Genomic DNA, 20,117 nt, shown 5'->3' with positions numbered 1-20,117 from the left:
GCTGAAGGACATGGAGGGCCGGCCGCCGTGACGGGGATGGAGTACGAGCGGCGGCGCCGCCGGCTGCTACGGATCCGCGGGGTGAGCGTCGCGTGGCTGCCGCCCCTGCTGCTGCTCGCCGGCGTCGTCCTGCTGGACTTCAACACCGGCGAGAGGTTCCGCATCGTTACCTGGATCGTGCTGGTCCCGGGCATCGCCGCCGCGATCTGCGGGGTGTGGACGACGGCCGCCTACAGCCTGCTGTCCGTGGTGACGTACGTGCTGGTGGACAACGCCTGGCCCGACCAGTACCAGGCCGGACTCGCCGACTTCCTCCTCGTCGCCCTCGGCGGTGCCCTGGCAGCCCTGGCCGCGGTCGTGCGCGTGCGCCATGAACGGCACGTCGGGCACATGCGGGACATCGCCGAGACCACCCGGCGCACCGTGCTGCGCCCGCTGCCGCCGCACTGGGCCGGGCTGGAGCACGCGGGCGTGTATCTGGCCGCAGACGTCGACGCGCGGGTGGGCGGCGACTTCTACGACATCCAGCCCGGCCCGCACGGCACCCGGGTGCTCGTCGGCGACGTGCAGGGCAAGGGGCTCGGCGCGGTGGAGGCCGCGGCGGCGCTGCTCGGCACGTTTCGCGAGGCGGGGTACCACGAGAAGGATCTGCGGACCGTCGCCGAACGCCTGGAGACCCGGATGCGGCGGCAGCGGGCGCACACCGCCGCGCTCGGCCGGGACGACGGCGACCGCTTCGCCACCGCCGTCCTCATCTCCTTCCCCGGGGGCACCCCGGACGCGATCGACGTCACGAACTTCGGCCACGAGCCCCCGCTCGCCGTCGGCCCGTGCGGAGTCCGGGAGCTGCCCAGTGGAGACGGGCTGCCGCTCGGCCTCGGTGACCTCGCGGGCGGCCCGCCGCCCGTGCACCGGGTGCGGCTGGCCGCCGACGAGACGCTGCTGCTGGTCACCGACGGGGTGACCGAGGCCCGCGACAAGTCCGGCGAGTTCTACCCGCTGGCCCGCGAGGTGTCCCGCGCGGTCCGCGCCGACCCCCGCCGCACCGAGCCCCGCCGCCTGGTCCGCCGGGTCCGCGACGGCGTCCTGCGCCACAGCGCCGGCTGCCTGGAGGACGACACGACGATCTTCGCGGTACGGCGCCTGAGCGGGGACGAGTGATGCCGGGCGCCTTGGGTGCGGGAAGCCGGGGTGGAGCGTGGCGGCGGGGTGCTGGAGGTGCGGGAGGGTGTGGGGCGTGGGTCGCATGGGCGTGGAGGGCCTGTGGCGCGGTGGGGAGCCTCGGGCGCCGGGGGGTTGCGCCGGGCGTAAGCCGTGGGGCGCACGGGGCGTGGAGGGCGTCGAGGGTCTGCGGAGCGGGGGGTTCCGGGGGTGGTCGGCGGCTACTCCGGGACGGAGTGTTTGCCAGGGGGACGCGTCGGTTTGCAGGCGCAGCGGTTACGGTGCTGGCTGGAGAGCGGATCCACGGGGCCCCGGGTACGGAGGGGTCGCGGGGTCCACAGGGTGACTTGGGGGAGGCACGATGCCCGGAACCGTGCTGCTGCTCGCGGCCGCGCCGCTGGGCCGGGGGCGCCTGGTGGACGCGGCCGGTGTCCTGCCGGTGCTGGCCGCGGTCGCCCCCGCCGTACTGTCCGGAACCGGCACCGCGAACGTCATCGAACTCGCCGATCCGCTGGAACCGCAGGCCGTCCTCACCCGGCTGCGGGCCGCCGCGGCCTCCCCCGGCCCGCTCACCGTGTACGTCACCGGCCAGCTCCAGCTGGACCGCCGCCAGCACCAGCCCCACCTCGCCCTGGCCCGCACCACGCCGGCCACGGTCCGCTACACCGCGCTGCCCTGGCACTGGATCCGCGAGGAACTGCGCCTGCGCTCCGCCGCGGACACCGCGCTCCTCGTGGACCTGCACGCGGACGCCGAGGCCTGGCGGTACGTCACCGGGCGCGGCCTCGACTCCGGCCGGAACACCGCCGTGTACGGCCGCATCGCCCCGGCGGCGGGACGGCGGGGCCTGGCGGAGCCGGCGTACATGAAAACGGTGGCCACGCTGCTGCGCAGCGGCCACCGGCCCCCGCTGGACGCCTTGCACCAGCAGGCGGTGGGCCGGATCCCGCAGGAGACGCAGGGCAATCTGCTGCTGGCCGACGCGGGGGGCTACGCCGGATCCGCGCTGCCCGCATCCCCCGCATCCCCCGCCTCCCCCACCACGTTCACCGCCCCTCTCACCGCCCCGCTCCCCGCTCCCCGCCCCGAGGACCCGCACGCCGTCATCAGTGCCGCCGTTCGGGCCGGGCGGCACGCGGAGGCCGACGGGATCGCCGCCCGGTACGAGGCGGAGGCGGTGCGGGGGTACGGCGCCGCTTCCGAGCAGGCGCTGCACTGGAGCGAGGTACGGGCCGATCTGGCGATGTTCGCCGGGGACCCGGTGGGCAGTTGCCGGGCCTGGCTGACGGTGGCCGAGACGCGGCTGTCCGCCGGGCAGGCGGTGGACGCGCCCGCCGTGGAGGCGGCCGTGGACCGTGCCCACCACCAGTGGACCCGTATCAAGGACACGGCGCGGGCCCGTGAACTCGGGCCCGCGCTCGCGGAGTTGCGTCTCAGGGTGCCGGGGCGCCGGCGGGGCGCGCTGGAGAACGTCCAGCGGCAGCTCGGCCGGCTCCAGGCCGCCCAGTGACCCTTACTTGGTGAACGTGAAGTACTTCCAGGCGCCGTGCGTCGTGGAGTTCACGATGTCACCGGACGAGCTGTTGATGTACGACGAGCGCACCCGGAACCGCCAGCCGACGTCCTGGCCGTGGTCGCCGGTGATGCGGACCTTGGAGACGCCGTCGGAGCCCAGCTTGAAGTACGCGGGGTCGCCCGGGTACCAGCGGCCCTGGTAGTACACCTCGAAATCGAACTTCTGCGCCCGGCCCGGGTAGTACGACATCTTCGTCGTGATCAGCGGGTCCTTGGTCTTGTGGAAGAAGTAGTACGTGTGGCCCCACGCCGACTTCGCCTTGTAGTGGCTGCTGACCGAGGTGGACACGCTGACCCGGGCGCCGACGGTGCTGGCGGCGGACGCCGGCTTGTACCGGGAGTCGCCCGCGAACTTCGCCGTGACCTTGGCGTCCCGCTTCAGGTCCAGCGTGACCGACAGGTTGCCGTCGGAGTTGACCTTGCCGGACTTCACCAGCTTGTTCGGCTTGTCGCCGCCGAACGGGTCGGCCCAGATCTCGACCGTGCGGTTCTTGTACGTCTTGCCCAGGTGCGCGGTGAACTTGACGTCCTGGCCGTACGAGTACACCTTGCCGTTGTTGTTGATGGTCAGCGTCGGCTTGGCGCGGGAGACCTCGACGGAGTCCGAGCCGGAGGCCGCCGCGTGGTCGGCGTCGCCGGCGTAGGCCACCGTGTACTTCACCTTGCCGCCGGACGGCGGGGTGTCGGTGAAGGAGAACGTGCCGTCGGCCTTGGTGACCGCCGCCGCGAGGGCCTTGCCCTTCGGCGACTCCAGGTCGGTGCGGGTCACGGTCAGCTTGGTGCCGGCCGGGACGGCCGTCTTGGACGTGACCTTGCCCTTGACGGTGAGCTGCTTGGCGCGGGTGGCGGTGGCCGGCGCGTCCACGGTGACGGCGGAGACCGCCTTCGTGGGCGCGTTCAGGACACGCAGGGAGAACACGCCCTCGTTGTTGCTGGTCACCGCGAACAGCCGGGAGCCGTCGGGGGCCCAGGCCAGGCCGCCCCGGGCCAGCAGGTCGGAGCCGCTGCTGGTGCCGGTGTTGGGGAAGTCGTAGGTGCGGACCGCCTCCCCGGTGCCGGGCTTGAAGACGTAGACGTCCGGCTCGTAGGAGCCGTCGATGCCCGCCGCGACCGTGCCGTTCGGCGCGATGGCGACGGAGTTGGGGTACGCGTCCGTGACGTACTTGCCGTCCTCGTTGAGGTCGGAGGTCCGGAACACCTGCTGGTAGTACGGCGCGCCGCTGGCCACCACGACGTCCTTGCCGTCGGGGGTGACCTGGAGGTCGCCGAGGTTGCTGCCCGCCTCACGGGTGCTCGCCACCTTCGTGGCGGTGCCCGACGAGACGTCGTAGGAGGCCAGTTCGACCGGGCTCTGCCCGATCGCGCCGGCGACGAGGGTGCTGGAGCCGGGCGCGGCGTCCAGCAGCGGGGCCGCGTACCAGCCGTTGTCCTGGCCGAGGGTGACCGTGTGGTCGTCGGCGGCCAGGTCGACGGAGCCGACGTTGCCCGCGGCGGCGCCGCCGTAGCCGAACCACAGCTTGCCGCCCGCGAGGGCGACGCTGAGCGGCTTGTCGCCGACCTCGTACCGGGTGGTCTCGGCGTCGGTGGCGGTGTCGATGACGGCGATGGCGTCGAGGTCCTGCACGGCCGCGTAGAGCGTGCCGGAGTCGGCGGACAGCTCCAGGCCGGTGACGCCGGAGAGGTTGGTGGTGAGCTGCTTGACGACCCGGCCGGCGTAGTCGGTGACGACGATCTTGCCGTTCAGCGGGTCGCTGATGAAGACCTGCTGGTGGGCGGCGTCGACGACGATGTCACCGGTCGTCCTGACGGGCAGGATCTGGGTGGAGTCGGCGAAGGCCGGGGTGACGGCGAGGGCCGCCGAGCTGAAGAGGACCGCCAGGGTGGTGGCGGCTGTGAGAGAGCGCTTGCGCACGCTGATTCGAACCCCCCGGAACGAATGAAAGAAATGGGTGCCGCGCGGGCATGGCGATGCGTCTGCCCCCTGTGCATGAGCCGTGTGCGCCTCGTGCGGCAAGTGTGGAAAGACTAGGTCATGCCACTGACAAAAGCGCGCGCGGGGAGGGGTGCGGGCCAGCCGGGAACGCACGCTTGCGACCCCGCGCCTGCCGCGCCACGCGACGGCCTGTGCGGACGTGACGGGCGTGCACGGCGGCACACCCGAGGCCATCGGCCGGGAAGCCACTCGCGTCGGCGTTCCGAGCGTCGGTGACCGGATGTCGGCGGTCCGCAAGCCCGGCGTGGTCCGCTTTGCGACGGTCCGGGAGTCCTTGGTGGTCCGCTTTGCGGGCGGGCGCTTCGGGGCGCCTGAGTGTCCCGACGCGCTGCCCCGGCCGGTCGTGGTCGTCAGCGGCCCGGTGCTGGTGGCCGGGTGTCGGCGGGACGGTCCGGGAGTCCTTGGTGGTCCGCTTTGCGGGCGGGCGCTTCGGGGCGCCTGAGTGTCCCGACGCGCTGCCCCGGCCGGTCGTGGTCGTCAGCGGTCCTCGGGCGCCGGCGACCGGGTGTCGGCGGTCCGGGAGCCCGGCGTGGTGCGTCCTCCGGGCGGGCGTTCCCGAGGCGCCTGGGTGTCCCGGCGTGCTGCCTGGGCCGGCCGTGGGCGTCAGCGGTTCGTCTGCTGGGCCGTCGCCGGTGCCGCGGGTGCCGGGGTCGTGTCGGCCGCGCGGGCCGGGCCGGCGTTCGCCGCCAGGAGGAGGGCCGCCGCGGCGATGACGGCCGCGATGATCCCTCGGGCGGTGGATGTTCTGCCGATCGGGCGGATGCGGGAGTGGGGCGGTGCGTAGGGTGCGGATGTACGTCCGGGCACGGCGACCTCACAACACAACAGCGGCGTGTTAAGCATGTTTAATTCGCCGTTTAACCTAGGGGCTGCCGGAGCGCAACGGCAAGGGGTGTCAGGGGAGTTGGGGGGAGCAGAGGGCATGCGGGAGCGGGACGACCCCGAGGTCATCGGGCGACGGGTACAACGGCTGCGCAATCAACGGGGGCTCACTCAGCGACAGTTGGCGGAGCCCGCGTACACGCCCGCCTACATCTCCACCCTGGAGGCCGGCCGGGTCCGCGCCTCCGACGACGCGTTGCGGCACATCGCGGACCGGCTCGGGGTCGCCTTCGAGGAACTGGCCGTCGGCCGGCCCGCCCACCTCGCCACCGACCTGCGGTTGCGGCTCACCGAGGCCCAGCGGGTCCTCGCCGACGGGCGGGCCGAGGAGGCCGCCGCCCAGTACGCCGTGCTGCGTGCGGAGGCCGAGGCCCACGCACTGGGGTGCGAGCATGCCGCCGCCCTGCTCGGGCTCGGCGAATGCGCCCTGGAGACCGGGCAGTTGACCGAGGCGCGCGAGTACTTCGAGCAGGCCGAGGAACGGCTGGCCGACAAGACCCTGCCGGTGCGCGTGCCGGCCCTGCGCGGCCGGGCCGTCGCCCACTACCTCGCCGGTGAACTCCGGTACGCCGTCTACCTCCTGGAGACCGCGCTCGACGAGCTGAACCGGGGCGGGCTGCACGACCCCGACGCCCTCCTGCTGCTCTACGCCAGCATCATCGGCCCGTACATGGACATGGGCGCCCACGCCCGCGCCGCCCAGGCCGCCGAGTTCGCCCTCGCGCTCGCCCCGCAGGCCGGCGACCCCGCGCTGATCGCCCGCATGCACCGCTCGGTGGCCCGCACCCTGCTCGCCGAGGGCCGGGCCGCCGAGGCCGACGCCTCCCTGGCCAAGGCCGCCGAGCTGTACCGCCGGCTGAGCCTGCGCACCGAGCTGGCCAACTGCCACTGGATGCGCGGCTACGTCTGCGCCCAGAACGGCGAACTGGACCGGGCCGAGGACGAGTTGCGGCAGGCGTACGCCATGCTGTCGGAGACCCGGGCCGCCCTGTACCGCAGCCAGGCCGCCGTCGAACTCGCCGACGTCCTGCACCGCCGGGGCAAGTCCGAGGAGGCCGCCGGACTGCTGGAGGGCGTCCTCGGCGACTTCTCCTCCGAGCGCGGCGCCGTCCACGCCGCCGGCGCGCACCGCCTCCTCGGCATCATCGCCGAGGACGCCCGGGACACCGAGGCCGCCGAGGAGCACTACGTCCGCGCCCTCAGCCTGCTGGAACGCGCGGGCGCCGCCGGCGACCTCGCCGACCTGTGCCGCCTCCTCGGCGACCTGTTCCGCCGTACGGGCCGCGTCGAGGCCGCCCTGGACGCCTACCGCACCGGCCTCGGCCACCGCACCGCCCCCGGCACCACCACCCTCGGCCCGGCCCCGGCCCAGCCGCCGCTGTGAGACCTCACACCTGCGCCCGGCCCTGCTTGCGGATGTCGGCCAGGCGCAGGGCGCCGATCTGCACGGCCGCCTGGGTCGCGTCGTTCGGTACGTCACCCAGGCTGCCGTTGGTCAGCGCGAACGCGTCCTCGCCGACCCGGACGGCGGCCACGTCCAGGGTGAGCAGGAACTCCTGTTCGTCGGGCGTCATGCCGGCGAGGGTGACGCGCAGCCCCTGGCGGGCGTCGCCGACCTCGGGCAGCGGGGCGTCCACGACCTGCACGTCCTCCACCAGCCCCAGTTCGGTGGTGGCCGTGAACCGCGCGCACTGCGCCGGCAGCGTCCGCAGCCACGCCAGCACGGCGTCGACGTCCGCCGGGCGGCGGGCGCCGATCTGGTAGCGCAGCTGGGCGTCGGTGTCGGCGTCGTCCAGGCCGACGGCGATCCGGGGCGGTCCGCCGAGCAGTTCGTCGCTGTACAGGGCGTCCAGCAGCCGCTGGCACTCCCCGGCCGTGGTGTGCGCCTTCAGCAGCCCGTCGTGCCAGGTGGCCGCGCCGCGCGTGGATGTCCAGGGATCGCCGAGGTCGGTCTGGTTGATCAGCGCGGCCTGCGCCTGCTCGTCGCTGAGCGAGGAACCGTCGGCCCGTGCGGACGCCCTGGGCGTCGGGGCCGGCCGGTCGAGCGTGGGCAGCGGATGGGGCGCGCTCGCCGGGTGCTTCAGGCCGAGGGCCGCGCAGCCGCCGGCGGCCAGCAGGCCGGCGCCGATCAGGGAGAGGACGACGGCACGGGGGAGCTGGGGTATCGCGGGGGACATCGGTGCCTCCTGGGCTGGGCGCGGCCGACGGGGTGCGTGATCTCACGGCACCACCGCCCTGACCTGCGCACCAGCGCTCCGGGCCGTACGGGTGAGGGGCGGCGGAAAATCCGTGGTGCGCTCCCCGCCGGGCCGGTATGGTGCCGTCCATGCAGCGCGCCCACCTGTGCCCGTCGAGCACGACGACGCCGGAGACCGTCCCGGCGCGCTGACACCTGACCAGCACCGAAGCCCCGGGGCGCACGCCCCGGGGCTTCGTCGTGCACCGGGCCGCGCGCCTCCCGCACGCAGGAGACCCGGATGAACGACAAGCTGCCCGACCACCGCCGTCTCGGCCGCGAACTCGGCCTCTTCGACACCGACCCCCTGATGGGCGCGGGCCTTCCGTACTGGCTGCCCGACGGGGCCGTCGTCCGGCACACCCTGGAGGAGTACGTCCGGGACGCCGAACGGCGGGCCGGCTACCGGCACGTGTACTCGCCCGCGCTCGGCAAACGGGAGCTGTACGAGATCTCCGGGCACTGGGACCACTACCGCGACGACATGTACCCGCCGATGCGGCTCGGCGCCGAGGAGGTCGTCCTGCGGCCCAGCCTCTGCCCCCACCACGCCCTCATCTACCGCTCCCGCTCCCGCAGCTACCGCGAACTCCCCCTGCGCATCGCGGAACTGGGCGCCATGCACCGCGCCGAGCTGTCCGGCGTGCTCGGCGGCCTGACCCGGGTCCGCGCCATCCACCTCAACGACGCGCACATCTTCTGCACCCTGGACCAGGCGGTGGCGGAGGCCCGCGCCGCCCTGGAGCTGATCGCCCGCGCCTACGCCGACCTCGGCATCCAGGCCGTACGCCACCGGCTCTCGCTGCCCGGCGCGGGCGGCAAGTACGTCGCCGCCCCGGAGCTGTGGCGCCGGGCGACCGGGCTGCTGCGGGAGGTTCTCGCCGAGGCCGGGGTGGCGTACGAGGAGGCGGAGGGCGAGGCCGCGTTCTACGGCCCGAAGATCGACGTGCAGATCGCGGACCCGGCGGGCCGCGAGTCCACCCTGTCCACCGTGCAGATCGACTTCCACCAGCCCGCCCGCTTCGACCTGCGCTACACCGGTGCCGACGGCGCGGGGCACCGGCCGGTGATGGTGCACCGCAGCGTCATCGGCAGCGTGGAGCGGGCCGTCGCCCACCTCGTCGAGACCCACGGCGGCGCGTTCCCGGCCTGGCTCGCTCCCGTCCAGCTGGCCGTGCTGCCGGTGGCCGAGGAGCAGGTCGAACCGGCGGCGGCGCTGGTCCGCCAGGCGCTCGCGCTGGGCCTGCGCGCCGAGCTGGCCGGGCCCGGGGAGGGCACCCTGGGCGCCAGGATCCGCGCCGCCCGCCTGGTGCCGTACCAGGCGGTGATCGGCGCCCGGGAGGCGGACGCCGGCCTGGCCGCCGTACGCCTGCGGGACGGCCGCCGCCCCGGCCCCCTGCCCGCCGCCGAACTCCTGCGGCGCGTCGCCGAGCGGGTGGCGGGACGGGGGACCGGGCTCTGGGACTGATCCCGGACGGGGACTGATCTAAGGTCGGCACGACGGAAGGAGTCCGCCGTGGACGGTCAGCCCATTCCCGTGATCATCGACTGCGACACCGGCGTCGACGACGCCCTGGCCCTGCTGTTCGCCGTACGCCACCCGGGACTCGACCTCCGGGCGGTGACCTGCGTGGCCGGGAACACCGACGTGGACGGGGTGGTCCGCAACACCCTCACCGTGCTGGAGCAGGCGGGCGCCCCCGACATCCCGGTGGCCCGGGGCGCCGAGCGCCCGCTGCTGGAGCCGGCCCGCCCGGCCCCGGTGCACGGCGCCGACGGCATGGGCGACCTGGGCCTGCCCGCGCCCACCCGGACCCCGGTGGCCGTCGACGCCGTCACCCTCCTGCACCGGGAGATCCTGGCCTCCCCGCGCCCGGTGACCCTGATCCCGACCGCGCCGCTCACGAACATCGCCCTGCTGCTGCGCAGCCACCCCGAGGTGACCCGGAACATCGAGCGGATCGTGTTCATGGGTGGGGCCGTGGCGACCGGGAACGCCACGCCGGTCGCGGAGTTCAACGTCTGGCACGACCCCGAGGCGGCGGCGATCCTGCTGACCGCCGGGGTGCCGATCACGATGTACGGCCTGGACGTCTTCCAGCAGGTCGTCGTGGACAGCGAGGAGGTCCACCGGCTGCGCGCCAGCGGCGAGCCCGGCACCCGCCTGGCCGGTGAGCTGCTCGCCCACCGGCCGGCCCACCAGGGCGAGCCGCCTCAGGCGGAGGAGGCGGGCGGTCTCGGCGACGCGGGCGCGGTGTGCGCGGTCGCCGACCCACAGGGCATCACCACCAGCCTGCTCCCGGTCGAGGTCTCCCTCGCCCCCGGCCCCACCCGGGGCCAGACCGTCGTCGACCGCCGCCCCCGCCTCGGCGAGTCCGAGATCTACGAGGGCGGCCACGAACGCGCCCTGATCGACGTGGCGTTGGAGGTCAACGCCGACCGGTACGTGAAGCTGTACCTGGAGACGGTCGCGCGCTAGGGCTACTCGGCGGCGGACGGGGAGACCGCCCAGCGCTCCTCCACCCGGGCGACCTTCCAGTACGCCAGCGCCGCCCCCCACACCAGCACGAACAGGCCGACGATGAGGTAGCCGACGTTGTCCAGGTCGAGGCCGGCGATCCAGCCGGTGACGTCGTCGTGCAGGCCGAACTTCTCGTGCAGGACGCCGACCAGCTCGATGGTGCCGATGAAGAAGGCGACGGCGATGGACAGCCCGGTGATGGCGAGGTTGTAGAAGACCTTGCGGACCGGGTTGGAGAACGCCCACTGGTAGGCGAAGTTCATGAACGTGCCGTCGAGGGTGTCGAACAGGCTCATCCCGGCGGCGAAGAGGAGCGGCAGGCAGAGGACCGCGTACCAGGGCAGTCCCGCCGCCGCGCCCGACCCCGCCATCACCATCAGCGTGACCTCGGTGGCCGTGTCGAAGCCGAGGCCGAAGAGGAAGCCGAGCGGGTACATCTGCCCCGGTCGGGAGACGGACTTGGTCAGACGGCCGAGGACGCGGTTCATGAACCCCCGGGAGTCCAGGTGCTGTTCCAGCTCCTGCTCGTCGAACGCGCCCGCGCGCATCGCCCGGAAGACCTTCAGGATGCCGATCAGGGCGACCAGGTTCAGGGCGGCGATGAGGTAGAGGAACGTGCCGGAGATCGTCGTGCCGAGGAAGCCGAGCACCTGGTGGGTGGTGGAGCCCTCGTTCATGACCTTCCCGGCCAGCGTGGTGCCGCCCGCGATCAGCAGCGCCAGCAGCACCACCACGCTGGAGTGGCCGAGCGCGAACCAGAACCCCACCGACACCGGCCGCTTCCCGTCGGCCATCAGCTTCCGGGTGGTGTTGTCGATCGCCGCGATGTGGTCGGCGTCGAAGGCGTGCCGCATGCCGAGCGTGTAGGCGGTGATGCCCAGTCCGATTCCGAAGACATCGGAGCCGACCTTGTAGTGCTCGGGTGCGACGAGGACGTAGAGGATTCCGAACGCGACGACGTGCAGGGCGACGATCACCGTCATCAGCCCCGCTGTCTTGACGGTGTCCTCGCGTCGCCAGCGGAAAGACGCGGCATCGGCCATGGGTTCACGCTCCAGCACCTCGTGGATCACTTCGTGAGCTGCCGTGGCCGGTCTCCTGGCTTACGGGTCGTGCGTCCGCCGTTCCTGCCTTCCCGGTCTGCGACCAGTGGCCCGGCTGTGCCGGACGGAACGGGAACTCCCCGATCACAGTGGCGAGGGCCGCGTCGACCTTCCATCGACTTCCCGAACACCACGGCCCGCCCACCGTAGAGGGGCACGCGGTTTCCTGCATAGCTGCGTACCTGCGCAGGTATCGAAGATCACAAAAGGGCGCCTGCCAGACTGGCCCCATGCATCTCGTGCCTGCCGACCGAGCCGATCGTCGTTCCATCGACGGGCATCGGGTGTGTGAGGCGATCGCCGCCATCGGTGAGGCGGGGCGTCTGCGCACCTGGGCCGACCGTTTCTCGTTGCTCGCCGACGCCAACCGGCTGGCGCTGCTGGTCGCGCTGCACCGCACCGGTCCGCTCGCCGTGTCCGACCTCGCCATCGCCACGGGGATGAACGACCCCGCCGTCTCCCAGGCCCTGCGGCTGCTGCGGGCGGCCGGGGTCGTGGCGGGGGAGAAGGAGGGGCGCGTGGTGCGGTACCGGGTGGTGGACGCCGACGTTCGGGGGTTGTTGGAGCACTGCGTCGGCTGAACGGCCCGCGCAAGGTTCCCTTTCCGGGCAATGTGGACAGATACAGATTCCGTAGTGTCGTCCGTCCCCTGGGAGCCCGTATGGCAGACCACTCGCCGGACCTCTCGTCCAGGAACCCCGACTGGTGGCGGCAGGCCGTCATCTACCAGGTCTATCCGCGCAGCTTCGCCGACGCCGACGGTGACGGCCTCGGCGACCTCCGGGGCGTCACCCAGCGGCTGGGCCACCTCGCCGGCCTCGGCGTGGACGCCCTGTGGCTGAGCCCCTTCTACCCCTCCGAACTCGCCGACGGCGGTTACGACGTCATCGACCCGCGCGGGGTCGACGAGCGCCTCGGCACCCTGGACGACTTCGACGCCCTGGTGGCCGAGGCGCACCGGCTCGGGCTCAAGGTCGTCGTGGACATCGTCCCCAACCACACCTCCCACCTGCACCCCTGGTTCCAGGAGGCGCTGCGCGCCGGGCCCGGATCCACCGCACGGGAGCGTTACGTCTTCCGGCCGGGGCGCGGCGCGCACGGTGAACTGCCGCCCAGCGACTGGCAGTCGGTGTTCGGCGGCAGCGCCTGGCGGCGGGTGCCCGACGGCGAGTGGTACCTGCACCTGTTCGCCCCCGAACAGCCCGACCTCAACTGGGACCACGAGGAGGTCCGCGCCGACTTCCGCACCACCCTCCGGTTCTGGTCCGACCGGGGCGTGGACGGCTTCCGCGTGGACGTCGCCCACGGCCTGGCCAAGGACCTCACCGAGCCGCTGCGGGACCTCGGGGACATCGGCGCGACCGGTGAGCAGGCCCTGCCGCTGGTGCCGCCGGGCAGCCACCCCTACTGGGACCGGGACGAGGTCCACGAGATCTACCGCGACTGGCGCAAGATCTTCGACGCCTACAGCCCGCCGCGCACCGCCGTCGCGGAGGCCTGGGTCCCCGGCGCCCGCCGCGCCCTGTACGCCCGCCCGGACGAACTCGGCCAGGCCTTCAACTTCGAGTACCTGGAGGCGCGCTGGGACGCCGAGGAACTGCGGGACGTCATCGCCGCCGAGCTGGTCACGGCACGGGCCGCCGGGGCCTCCGCGACCTGGGTGCTGTCCAACCACGACGTCGTACGCCACGCCTCCCGGCTCATGCTGCCGGCCGGCACCGACCCGGCCGCCTGGCTGCTGTCCGGCGGCACCGCGCCCGCGGTCGACGCGGCGGCCGGACTGCGCCGGGCCCGGGCGGCGACCCTGCTGATGCTGGCGCTGCCCGGCTCGGCGTACCTCTACCAGGGGGAGGAACTCGGCCTGCCCGAGGTCGCCGACCTGCCCACCGAGGTGCTCCAGGACCCCATCTGGGAGCAGACCGGCCATGTCCGCAAGGGCCGCGACGGCTGCCGGGTGCCGCTGCCGTGGACGACGACCGGACCGTCGTACGGCTTCGGGCCCGGGCCCGGCTGGCTGCCGCAGCCGGCGGCCTTCGCGGCGTACGCCGTCGAGGCGCAGGCCGGTGCCGAGGGTTCCACGCTGGAGCTGTACCGCTCGGCCCTGCGGCTGCGCCGCAAGCTCCTCCAGGGCGAGACGCTGACCTGGACGCCGGACGCGCCCGCGGGCGTCCTGGACTTCGGCCGCACCGAGACCTGGCGGAACGTCACCAACCTCGGCACCGGGGCGGTGCCGCTGCCGCCGGGCGAGGTCCTGATGAGCAGCGGCCCGCTGCCGGAGGGGAGGGTTCTGCCGCCGGACACCACGGTGTGGCTGGCCTAGCCGGCCGGCGGCACCGCCGGGCTCGGGCTCGTCCCGGCACCCGGGTTCGCGCCGCCCGCGATGCCGTCGATGTCCACGGGGGTGGACGTGGCGGTCGGCGGCGGGGTGAGCACCACCTCCGGCTGGCCGGCGGGCGGGGGCGGCGGGGTGAGGTCGGAGTCGGGGAGCTTCGGCGGGGTGGTCTGCTGGAAGAGGGTCTGGTCGAAGTCGACCAGGCCCGTCTTCTCCATCACCGTGATGTGGTCCAGGACGGTGTCGTTGGCCTGGTCGGCGAGCGCCCGCACCAGCGAGTTCTTCGTGGTGGAGCGGATCTTCGCGACCGTGTTGAAGATCGAACCGTGCGTCATCCGCAGGATGTTGGCGAAGTCGGTGTCGAACTGCTTGCCGCTCTCGCCCTTCAACTGGTTGACGAAGCCGACCTGTTGCGGACTCGCCACGTTGGGCAGCGTGATGTTCAGCATCGGCGCGATCTTGCGGCAGGTGGTGTCCAGCGCCGCGTGCCCGTCGATCAGGTGCTGGCTGGCCGTGATCACCGCCTTGGAGCTGCCCTTCTGCACCCCGATCTGCCCCACCGGGTACTCCCACAGGCCGGCCGCCCGCACCTTCACCACGAAGTCCCGGTCGGCCTCGGTCAGCGGACCCCACTGGGTGTCGGCGATGACCCGCGACGGCGAGCTGGAGACGGTGCTCAGCCCGAGCATGCTCGGGTAGGCGAGGGCCGCGAGGGTCAGGGCCATCGCACCGCCCACGAAGAGAGTTCCCGTCGCGTTCCGCGAAAAGCGCACCGTTCCTCCTGCCTGTGGGTCCCGCCCATGGTTCGGACGCACAGCAGTACGGATGCGGGGGCGGTTCGTCTCAGCCCTCGCGAGTAAAGAATCTCCCGGGCGGGGTTGGCGGAAGGTTGACCGCTCCCGGGCACAAGGTTGACCACTCCTCGGGAGAAGGCAGACCGGGCCCGCCCCTAGATTCGCCGCATGCCCCCACCGTCACCGCCCCGGCCCCCCGCCGCGCTGCCCGTTCTGCCCTACCGCAAGCCCACCAAGGGCCGCGACTACTGGGTGCTGGACGACGTCCTGCCGGACGTCGACGCCGTACGGCAGCGGTGCCTGGCCAAGGACGACTGGGTCGAGGGGTATCCGTACACCTCCGAGACCTGGCCCGGCCTGCGCGCCATGCCCGGCCTGGAACCGGGCGAAATCGCCCGGATCGAGCGGCTGGTGAAGAAGGCGACCGGGGCGAAGGAACTGTGGGTGCAGCGGACGCCGGGCGGCGGCACCCTCAACCACAACTGCGTCCAGGTGGTCGGCGAGGGCGAGAGCGAGCCCCGCCCGCACACCGACTCCCGCGCGCTGTGCCGGTACGCGGCCGTGCTCTACCTCAACCCCGGGGTGCCGGGGGACTGCGGAACCGCCTTCTACCGCCAGTCGCTGCCCGGTGGCCGGCTCGGCGGGAACATCGTCCAGGCCCCGCACACCAACCTGGTGGAGGCGCTGGGGACGCGGTACGTCCCGGCGGACCACTTCGAGGAGGACGTCCGCGTCCCGCACCGGTACAACCGTCTGCTGCTCTACCACGCCAACCTGGTGCACAGCGCGACCGGTTACTTCGGCCGGACGCTGGAGGAGAAGCGGATGACGGCGGTGTTCTTCTGGATGGCCTGACCGGTACGGCCCGCACCGCCCGCCCCGGCATGTGGCCGCGGGCGGTGTGAGGAGGCCGGGACCGCGGTACGGATGACAGGTATGAGCAGTGTCGCCATCGTGGGAGCCGGGCCGGGCCTCGGGACCGCCGTCGCGCGCCGGTTCGGGCGGGAGGGGTTCGCCGTCGGGCTCGTCGCCCGGGACCGGGGACGGCTGGACGCGATCGCCGAAGCGCTCGCGGCCGAGGGCGTCACCGCCCACGGGTTCGCCGCCGACGTGCGCCGGCCCGAGCGGCTGGCCGCGGCGCTGGGCGAGCTGGCCGAGGCCCTCGGGACCATCGAGGTGCTCCAGTACAGCCCGGTGCCGCACCGCGACTTCATGCGGCCCGTGCTGGAGACCCGGCACCGGGACCTGGTGGGACCGATCGAGTTCTCCGTGTACGGGCCGGTGGCCGCCGTGCAGCAGGTGCTGCCGGGCATGCGGCGGCTCGGACGCGGCACGATCCTGTTCGTCAACGGCGGGAGCGCCGCCGTACCGCATCCCGAGCGGGCCGGCACCTCGATCGCCTTCGCGGCGGAGAGCGCCTACGGGCACCTGCTGCACGACCGGCTGGCGGGCGAGGGGATCCATGTCGCCCAGCTGATCATTCCCGGTGCCATCACGGCAGGTCACGAGCGCAAGGACCCGGAGGTGCTCGCGGAGCGGCTGTGGGCCCTGCACCGGGAGCGGCACGGGTTCCGGCACTACGCCGACGACCTCGACAGCTGACCCCGACAGCTGACCCCGACAGCTGACCCGCCGCCGACCGGCCGCTGACCAGCCGCTGACCGGCCGGAGGCGGTCACCCTGCGGGGAGTGACGTTGTGAGCCAATATGGGGCTATTGGCCGCTTTGCTCTCTTCAAAGGGGGCCTCAATGGCTGTCGAAATCCCTCCGCTCATCAAGCCCTCGCGGCTCAGAAGCCGGGGCGGACTCCTGGGCGAGTGCGTGGCGGAGTTCCTCGGAACCTTCGTCCTCATCTCCTTCGGCTGCGGTGTGGTCGCGATGGCGGTCGCGGCACTGCCCGGTTCCGGCCGGGCCGCCACCGCAACGACGATCTTCCTCGCGGCCGGTGACTGGCTCCTGATCACCTGGGGCTGGGCGCTGGCCGTCGTCTTCGGCGTCTACGTGGCCGGCGGCGTCAGCGGCGCCCACATCAACCCGGCCGTGACCCTGGCCATGGCCGTGCGCCGCGGCTTCCCCTGGGTGAAGGTGCTGCCGTACTGGTTCGCGCAGGTCGTCGGCGCCCTCACCGGTGCCGCGCTGGTCTACCTCGTCTACCACAACGCGATCGACGCCTACGACAGCACCGTGACGGGGCCGAAGGTCAACGGGCACACGAACGCCACGTTCTCGATCTTCGCGACGTTCCCGGCGCCGTACTTCCACGGCGGCATCTGGGGGCCGCTGATCGACCAGATCGTCGGCACGGCCTTCCTGCTCATGCTGATCGCGGCCGTGCTCGACCTGCGCAACCAGGCCGTGAAGGCCAATCTCGCACCGCTGATCGTGGGCTTCGTCGTCGCCGCGATCGGCATGTCCTACGGCGCGAACGCCGGCTACGCCATCAACCCGGCCCGTGACTTCGGGCCGCGCCTGCTCACGTACGCGGCGGGCTGGGACAGCCTGGCGTTCCCAGGGAGCGTGTCCGGCTCGTTCAGCGCCTACTGGTGGATCCCGATCGTCGGTCCACTGATCGGCGGCCTGATCGGGATCCTGATCTACGACCTGTTCATCGGCGACGTCCTGCTCCTGCGCTCCGAGCTGGCCCAGCTCCCGGAACCGGGCCGGTCGACCCCTGTACAGACCACCGACGAGGAGTAGTCGGAAGGTGCCGGCCCGGGTCCGGGCACCGGGCTCCCCGCTTCGGACCCGGGCCGCCGCCGGCGGGGTCGCTCCCTGGTCGGCGACTGGTCGGCGACCGCGGTGAGGTCACTCGCCTGCCCGGCATCGACGCCTGCGAGGTGAGCATCCGCGTCCGCCGCCTCAAGACCGGGGGACCGCCACCGTCGTGACCACTCGTACGGCGCTGGGCCTGCGGGGCGCCGAACCGAACCCGAACCGCACAGGCGGCGCGACGGGCGCGAGCGGGCCCTGGTCCCGGCCGCCGTACACCGTGCCTGCCGACACCACCGGGAGCAGGTCGAGGGCGCCGTACCACTCGCGCCGCCCGCCGCCCGCGCTGCCCCGGGTACGCACGCCGAGCAGCAGCCTCGCGGGCGGGTACGTCACCACGGTCCAGGCCGGCCGGGCGGCGAGCGGCGCGGGAACGGCGCGCAGGAGGCGGCCCGTGAGGCCGCGCTGGCCGGTGGTGAGGCGCAGGTCCAGCGGGCCGGCCGCGATCTCCCAGCGCCGGCCCGCGACCCGTACGGCGACGGGCGTGACCTGCACCTCGTCGAAGGCGTAGGTGGCGGCGATGAAGTCGGCGGTCCGCCGGGAGGGTGCCAGCAGCAGCCGGTGCCCGTCCGCCCGCTCGACCATGACGTCGCTGAACCGGCCGAACGGCGACCGGGCCCAGTGGCCCACCACCACACGGGTGCCGGACGCCGTCCCGGTCCCGATGATCCACCCGTCGAAGCGCATCCGCGTCTGCCGGCCGGCCACCGCGTCACCGCGCCCCGGCGTCACCGTGCACGTGACGCGGACCGAGTGCCATCCTGCGGTCTCCCGCCCGCGGGCCTCCCGCCGTGCCTCCCGCACCGCGGCATCCCGTACCGGCACCAGGCCGCCAGCCAGCCGGCCTGCATCGCCGCGTCGAGCAGGTACGTGGGGCGGATGCGGCCGAGCGGCACGTAGACGAGGTCCACGGCCAGCAGGGTCACGGCGGACCCGATGCCCGCCCGGCGCGCCTGGCCGAGGGATTCGGGGGCCGGGCCGGTGCGCAGCAGACTCCAGCCGGTGGTGACGAGCAGGCCCGCCGTCGTCCGCTGGAGCCAGACGTCGGTCTTCGGTCCGAAGACCCGCTCGAAGCTCCGCAGGTGCATCAGGGGCCACCCGCCGCCGACGAGATTGAACAGGCCCTGGGCCCGGGCGACGGTCAGCGCGCTCATCGGCTTCCTCCCGGTCACCTCATGTCCCCCCTGGACACCACCGGTCCCGGGTGACCCGCGCGTGCCCCGGCAAACCGGCCGGCGCGGGTCAGAGGGCCAGAAGCAGCGCGGCCAGGGTGGTGAAACCGGCGCACACCGCGAGCGCCACGCCGACACAGCGCCGCCGCAGCTCGGCGTACCGCTGCTCGTACTCGGCCCGCAGCGACACGCACCGGGCCGCGATGCGTTCGAGGTCGCCGCGGGCCCGCAGCAGGCTGTCGGCGACGTACCGCCGCTCGACCTCCTCGCGCTGTGCCGTCGTCAGCCACTGAAGGGCGTCGGCGAACTCCCGCGCGCGCTGCTCCGCCTCCGCGACCCTGGCCTGCCACAGCAGATAGCCCTCGACCTCGTTGCCGAGGTCGCCGCTGACTCCGGCCCCCTGCTGGGGCAGACCGCTCACCTCCCGCCCCGGTCGCTCGTGATCGCGGCGGTGTGGCCCTCCTGCTCCCGCATCGCGATGTCCGGGGTTCAGCGCGGTGAAGCCGTCGGCGGCCAGGTAGTCGGCGTACCGGCGCGGCATGCCCTCGGCGCCCAGCCAGTGCTGGACCAGGAAGGTGCCGTGGAAACCGAGGAACAGCGTCCAGAAAGTGATCTTGCCGAGACGCTCGTCGAGCATCTTGCCGGTCCACTTCGGCCACCAGAAATGGAACCCGGCGAACATCGCGAAGACGACCGTACCGAACACGACGTAGTGGAAGTGGGCCACCACGAAGTAGCTGTCGGACACGTGGAAGTCCATGGGCGGCGAGGCGAGGACGACGCCGGTCAACCCGCCGAAGAGGAAGGTCACGAGGAAGCCGGTCGCCCAGAGCATGGGTGTCTCGAAGGACAGACTCCCCTTCCACATGGTGCCGATCCAGTTGAAGAACTTCACACCGGTCGGCACGGCGATCAGGAAGGTCATGAAGGAGAAGAACGGCAGCAGCACGCCGCCGGTGACGTACATGTGGTGGGCCCACACCGTCACCGACAGACCGGCGATCGCGATGGTGGCGGCGACGAGACCCATGTAGCCGAAGATCGGCTTGCGGGCGAAGACCGGGATGACCTCCGTGACGATCCCGAAGAACGGCAGCGCGATGATGTACACCTCCGGATGGCCGAAGAACCAGAAGAGGTGTTGCCAGAGCAGGGGGCCGCCGTTGGCCGCGTCGTACACATGGGCACCGAAGATGCGGTCCGCGGCCAGCGCGAACAGCGCGGCGGCCAGCACCGGGAAGGCCAGCAGGACCAGGACGCCGGTCAGCAGCACGTTCCAGGTGAAGATCGGCATGCGGAACATCGTCATGCCCGGGGCGCGCATGCAGATGATCGTGGTGATGAAGTTGACCGCGCCGAGGATGGTGCCGAAACCGGAGAACGCCAGACCCATGATCCAGACGTTGCCGCCGATGCCGGGGGTGCGGATCGCGTCGGACAGCGGGGTGTAGGCGAACCAGCCGAAGTCGGCCGCGCCGTTCGGGGTGAGGAAGCCGCCCACCGCGATGAGCGAGCCGAACAGGTACAGCCAGTAGGCGAACATGTTCAGCCGGGGGAACGCCACGTCGGGCGCTCCGAT

At 72.9% G+C, this 20,117-nt stretch carries 17 protein-coding genes, 1 pseudogene and 1 riboswitch; of the genes and pseudogenes, 10 read left to right on the top strand and 8 right to left on the bottom strand.

What is annotated here, in order from left to right:
* The first annotated feature begins 36 nt into the window (after positions 1–36).
* Both OO52_RS00090 and OO52_RS00085 read left to right on the top strand, forming a co-directional pair.
* Positions 37–1,161: a PP2C family protein-serine/threonine phosphatase gene (locus OO52_RS00090; protein WP_199819930.1), complete on the top strand. Its 1,125-nt coding sequence runs from the start codon at positions 37–39 to the stop codon at positions 1,159–1,161.
* A 361-nt stretch (positions 1,162–1,522) separates the two neighbouring features.
* Positions 1,523–2,671, top strand: coding sequence for a hypothetical protein (locus OO52_RS00085; RefSeq protein WP_030640368.1), 1,149 nt, complete (start codon positions 1,523–1,525; stop codon positions 2,669–2,671).
* A gap of 3 nt (positions 2,672–2,674) precedes the next feature.
* Here the strand turns inward: OO52_RS00085 and OO52_RS00080 are convergent, their stop codons facing one another.
* Positions 2,675–4,648: a YncE family protein gene (locus OO52_RS00080; RefSeq protein WP_030640370.1), complete on the bottom strand. Its 1,974-nt coding sequence runs from the start codon at positions 4,646–4,648 to the stop codon at positions 2,675–2,677.
* A 684-nt stretch (positions 4,649–5,332) separates the two neighbouring features.
* Positions 5,333–5,536 carry a hypothetical protein gene (locus tag OO52_RS45965; RefSeq protein ID WP_030640372.1) on the bottom strand — a complete coding sequence of 68 codons (204 nt, stop codon included), beginning with the start codon at positions 5,534–5,536 and terminating at the stop codon, positions 5,333–5,335.
* 115 nt (positions 5,537–5,651) lie between these two features.
* Here OO52_RS45965 and OO52_RS00070 point away from each other — a divergent pair, with 115 nt between their 5' ends.
* On the top strand, positions 5,652–6,995 hold the full coding sequence (locus OO52_RS00070) for a helix-turn-helix domain-containing protein (RefSeq protein ID WP_030640373.1): 1,344 nt from the start codon (positions 5,652–5,654) through the stop codon (positions 6,993–6,995).
* 4 nt (positions 6,996–6,999) lie between these two features.
* On the opposite strand, the gene OO52_RS00065 is transcribed toward OO52_RS00070, so the two are convergent.
* Positions 7,000–7,788 carry a hypothetical protein gene (locus tag OO52_RS00065; protein WP_030640375.1) on the bottom strand — a complete coding sequence of 263 codons (789 nt, stop codon included), beginning with the start codon at positions 7,786–7,788 and terminating at the stop codon, positions 7,000–7,002.
* 300 nt (positions 7,789–8,088) lie between these two features.
* On the opposite strand from OO52_RS00065, the gene thrS reads away from it, so the two are divergent.
* Both thrS and OO52_RS00055 read left to right on the top strand, forming a co-directional pair.
* Positions 8,089–9,315 (top strand): threonine--tRNA ligase, encoded by a 1,227-nt coding sequence (gene thrS, locus OO52_RS00060; RefSeq protein WP_037628473.1) that lies wholly within the window; start codon positions 8,089–8,091, stop codon positions 9,313–9,315.
* A 48-nt stretch (positions 9,316–9,363) separates the two neighbouring features.
* On the top strand, positions 9,364–10,326 hold the full coding sequence (locus tag OO52_RS00055) for a nucleoside hydrolase (protein ID WP_030640379.1): 963 nt from the start codon (positions 9,364–9,366) through the stop codon (positions 10,324–10,326).
* A 2-nt stretch (positions 10,327–10,328) separates the two neighbouring features.
* On the opposite strand, the gene OO52_RS00050 is transcribed toward OO52_RS00055, so the two are convergent.
* Entirely contained in the window at positions 10,329–11,411 is a 1,083-nt protein-coding gene (locus OO52_RS00050) for a HoxN/HupN/NixA family nickel/cobalt transporter (RefSeq protein ID WP_234338044.1), read from the bottom strand.
* A 28-nt stretch (positions 11,412–11,439) separates the two neighbouring features.
* A riboswitch (cobalamin riboswitch) is annotated at positions 11,440–11,621 on the bottom strand.
* Positions 11,622–11,701: 80 nt separating this feature from the next.
* Between OO52_RS00050 and OO52_RS00045 the strand changes: the two genes are divergently transcribed.
* Positions 11,702–12,052, top strand: a complete 351-nt coding sequence (locus OO52_RS00045) for an ArsR/SmtB family transcription factor (protein WP_030640383.1) — start codon at positions 11,702–11,704, stop codon at positions 12,050–12,052.
* 80 nt (positions 12,053–12,132) lie between these two features.
* On the top strand, positions 12,133–13,791 hold the full coding sequence (locus OO52_RS00040) for a glycoside hydrolase family 13 protein (protein WP_030640385.1): 1,659 nt from the start codon (positions 12,133–12,135) through the stop codon (positions 13,789–13,791).
* Here the strand turns inward: OO52_RS00040 and OO52_RS00035 are convergent.
* On the bottom strand, positions 13,788–14,540 hold the full coding sequence (locus tag OO52_RS00035; RefSeq protein ID WP_030640387.1) for a DUF4142 domain-containing protein: 753 nt from the start codon (positions 14,538–14,540) through the stop codon (positions 13,788–13,790). The two genes, OO52_RS00040 and OO52_RS00035, sit on opposite strands and share 4 nt — an antisense overlap.
* Positions 14,541–14,765: 225 nt before the next feature.
* Between OO52_RS00035 and OO52_RS00030 the strand changes: the two genes are divergently transcribed.
* The 3 genes from OO52_RS00030 (at position 14,766) to OO52_RS00020 (ending at position 17,294) form a co-directional block, all read left to right on the top strand.
* On the top strand, positions 14,766–15,452 hold the full coding sequence (locus OO52_RS00030) for a DUF6445 family protein (protein WP_030640390.1): 687 nt from the start codon (positions 14,766–14,768) through the stop codon (positions 15,450–15,452).
* Between the two features lie 81 nt (positions 15,453–15,533).
* Entirely contained in the window at positions 15,534–16,199 is a 666-nt protein-coding gene (locus OO52_RS00025; RefSeq protein WP_030640392.1) for an SDR family NAD(P)-dependent oxidoreductase, read from the top strand.
* A gap of 147 nt (positions 16,200–16,346) precedes the next feature.
* Entirely contained in the window at positions 16,347–17,294 is a 948-nt protein-coding gene (locus OO52_RS00020) for an MIP/aquaporin family protein (RefSeq protein ID WP_030640393.1), read from the top strand.
* Positions 17,295–17,456: 162 nt separating this feature from the next.
* Here the strand turns inward: OO52_RS00020 and OO52_RS00015 are convergent, their stop codons facing one another.
* The 3 genes and pseudogenes from OO52_RS00015 to OO52_RS00005 form a co-directional block, all read right to left on the bottom strand.
* Positions 17,457–18,053 carry a hypothetical protein gene (locus tag OO52_RS00015; RefSeq protein ID WP_051818161.1) on the bottom strand — a complete coding sequence of 199 codons (597 nt, stop codon included), beginning with the start codon at positions 18,051–18,053 and terminating at the stop codon, positions 17,457–17,459.
* Between the two features lie 41 nt (positions 18,054–18,094).
* The gene (locus OO52_RS00010) at positions 18,095–18,520 is read right to left on the bottom strand and encodes a hypothetical protein (protein ID WP_078876837.1); all 426 of its coding nucleotides are present in this window, start codon (positions 18,518–18,520) and stop codon (positions 18,095–18,097) included.
* 505 nt (positions 18,521–19,025) lie between these two features.
* Positions 19,026–20,117, bottom strand: a pseudogene (locus tag OO52_RS00005) (cbb3-type cytochrome c oxidase subunit I); the annotation flags it as partial.

Origin of the sequence: Streptomyces flaveolus, from assembly GCF_000716535.1 — a bacterium.
GTDB lineage: Bacteria > Actinomycetota > Actinomycetes > Streptomycetales > Streptomycetaceae > Streptomyces > Streptomyces flaveolus_A.
Note: the sequence above shows the minus strand (reverse complement) of the source record. Positions and strands in the feature narration are given on the sequence as shown.

Coding starts and splice junctions, on each gene's coding strand:
- OO52_RS00040 (WP_030640385.1), top strand. CDS start 12,133: ATGGCAGACCACTCGCCGGACCTCTCGTCCAGGAACCCCGACTGGTGG.
- thrS (WP_037628473.1), top strand. CDS start 8,089: ATGAACGACAAGCTGCCCGACCACCGCCGTCTCGGCCGCGAACTCGGC.
- OO52_RS00010 (WP_078876837.1), bottom strand. CDS start 18,520: ATGAGCGCGCTGACCGTCGCCCGGGCCCAGGGCCTGTTCAATCTCGTC.
- OO52_RS00050 (WP_234338044.1), bottom strand. CDS start 11,411: ATGGCCGATGCCGCGTCTTTCCGCTGGCGACGCGAGGACACCGTCAAG.
- OO52_RS00070 (WP_030640373.1), top strand. CDS start 5,652: ATGCGGGAGCGGGACGACCCCGAGGTCATCGGGCGACGGGTACAACGG.
- OO52_RS00065 (WP_030640375.1), bottom strand. CDS start 7,788: ATGTCCCCCGCGATACCCCAGCTCCCCCGTGCCGTCGTCCTCTCCCTG.
- OO52_RS00030 (WP_030640390.1), top strand. CDS start 14,766: ATGCCCCCACCGTCACCGCCCCGGCCCCCCGCCGCGCTGCCCGTTCTG.
- OO52_RS00045 (WP_030640383.1), top strand. CDS start 11,702: ATGCATCTCGTGCCTGCCGACCGAGCCGATCGTCGTTCCATCGACGGG.
- OO52_RS00020 (WP_030640393.1), top strand. CDS start 16,347: ATGGCTGTCGAAATCCCTCCGCTCATCAAGCCCTCGCGGCTCAGAAGC.
- OO52_RS00015 (WP_051818161.1), bottom strand. CDS start 18,053: ATGCGCTTCGACGGGTGGATCATCGGGACCGGGACGGCGTCCGGCACC.
- OO52_RS00090 (WP_199819930.1), top strand. CDS start 37: ATGGAGTACGAGCGGCGGCGCCGCCGGCTGCTACGGATCCGCGGGGTG.
- OO52_RS00085 (WP_030640368.1), top strand. CDS start 1,523: ATGCCCGGAACCGTGCTGCTGCTCGCGGCCGCGCCGCTGGGCCGGGGG.
- OO52_RS00025 (WP_030640392.1), top strand. CDS start 15,534: ATGAGCAGTGTCGCCATCGTGGGAGCCGGGCCGGGCCTCGGGACCGCC.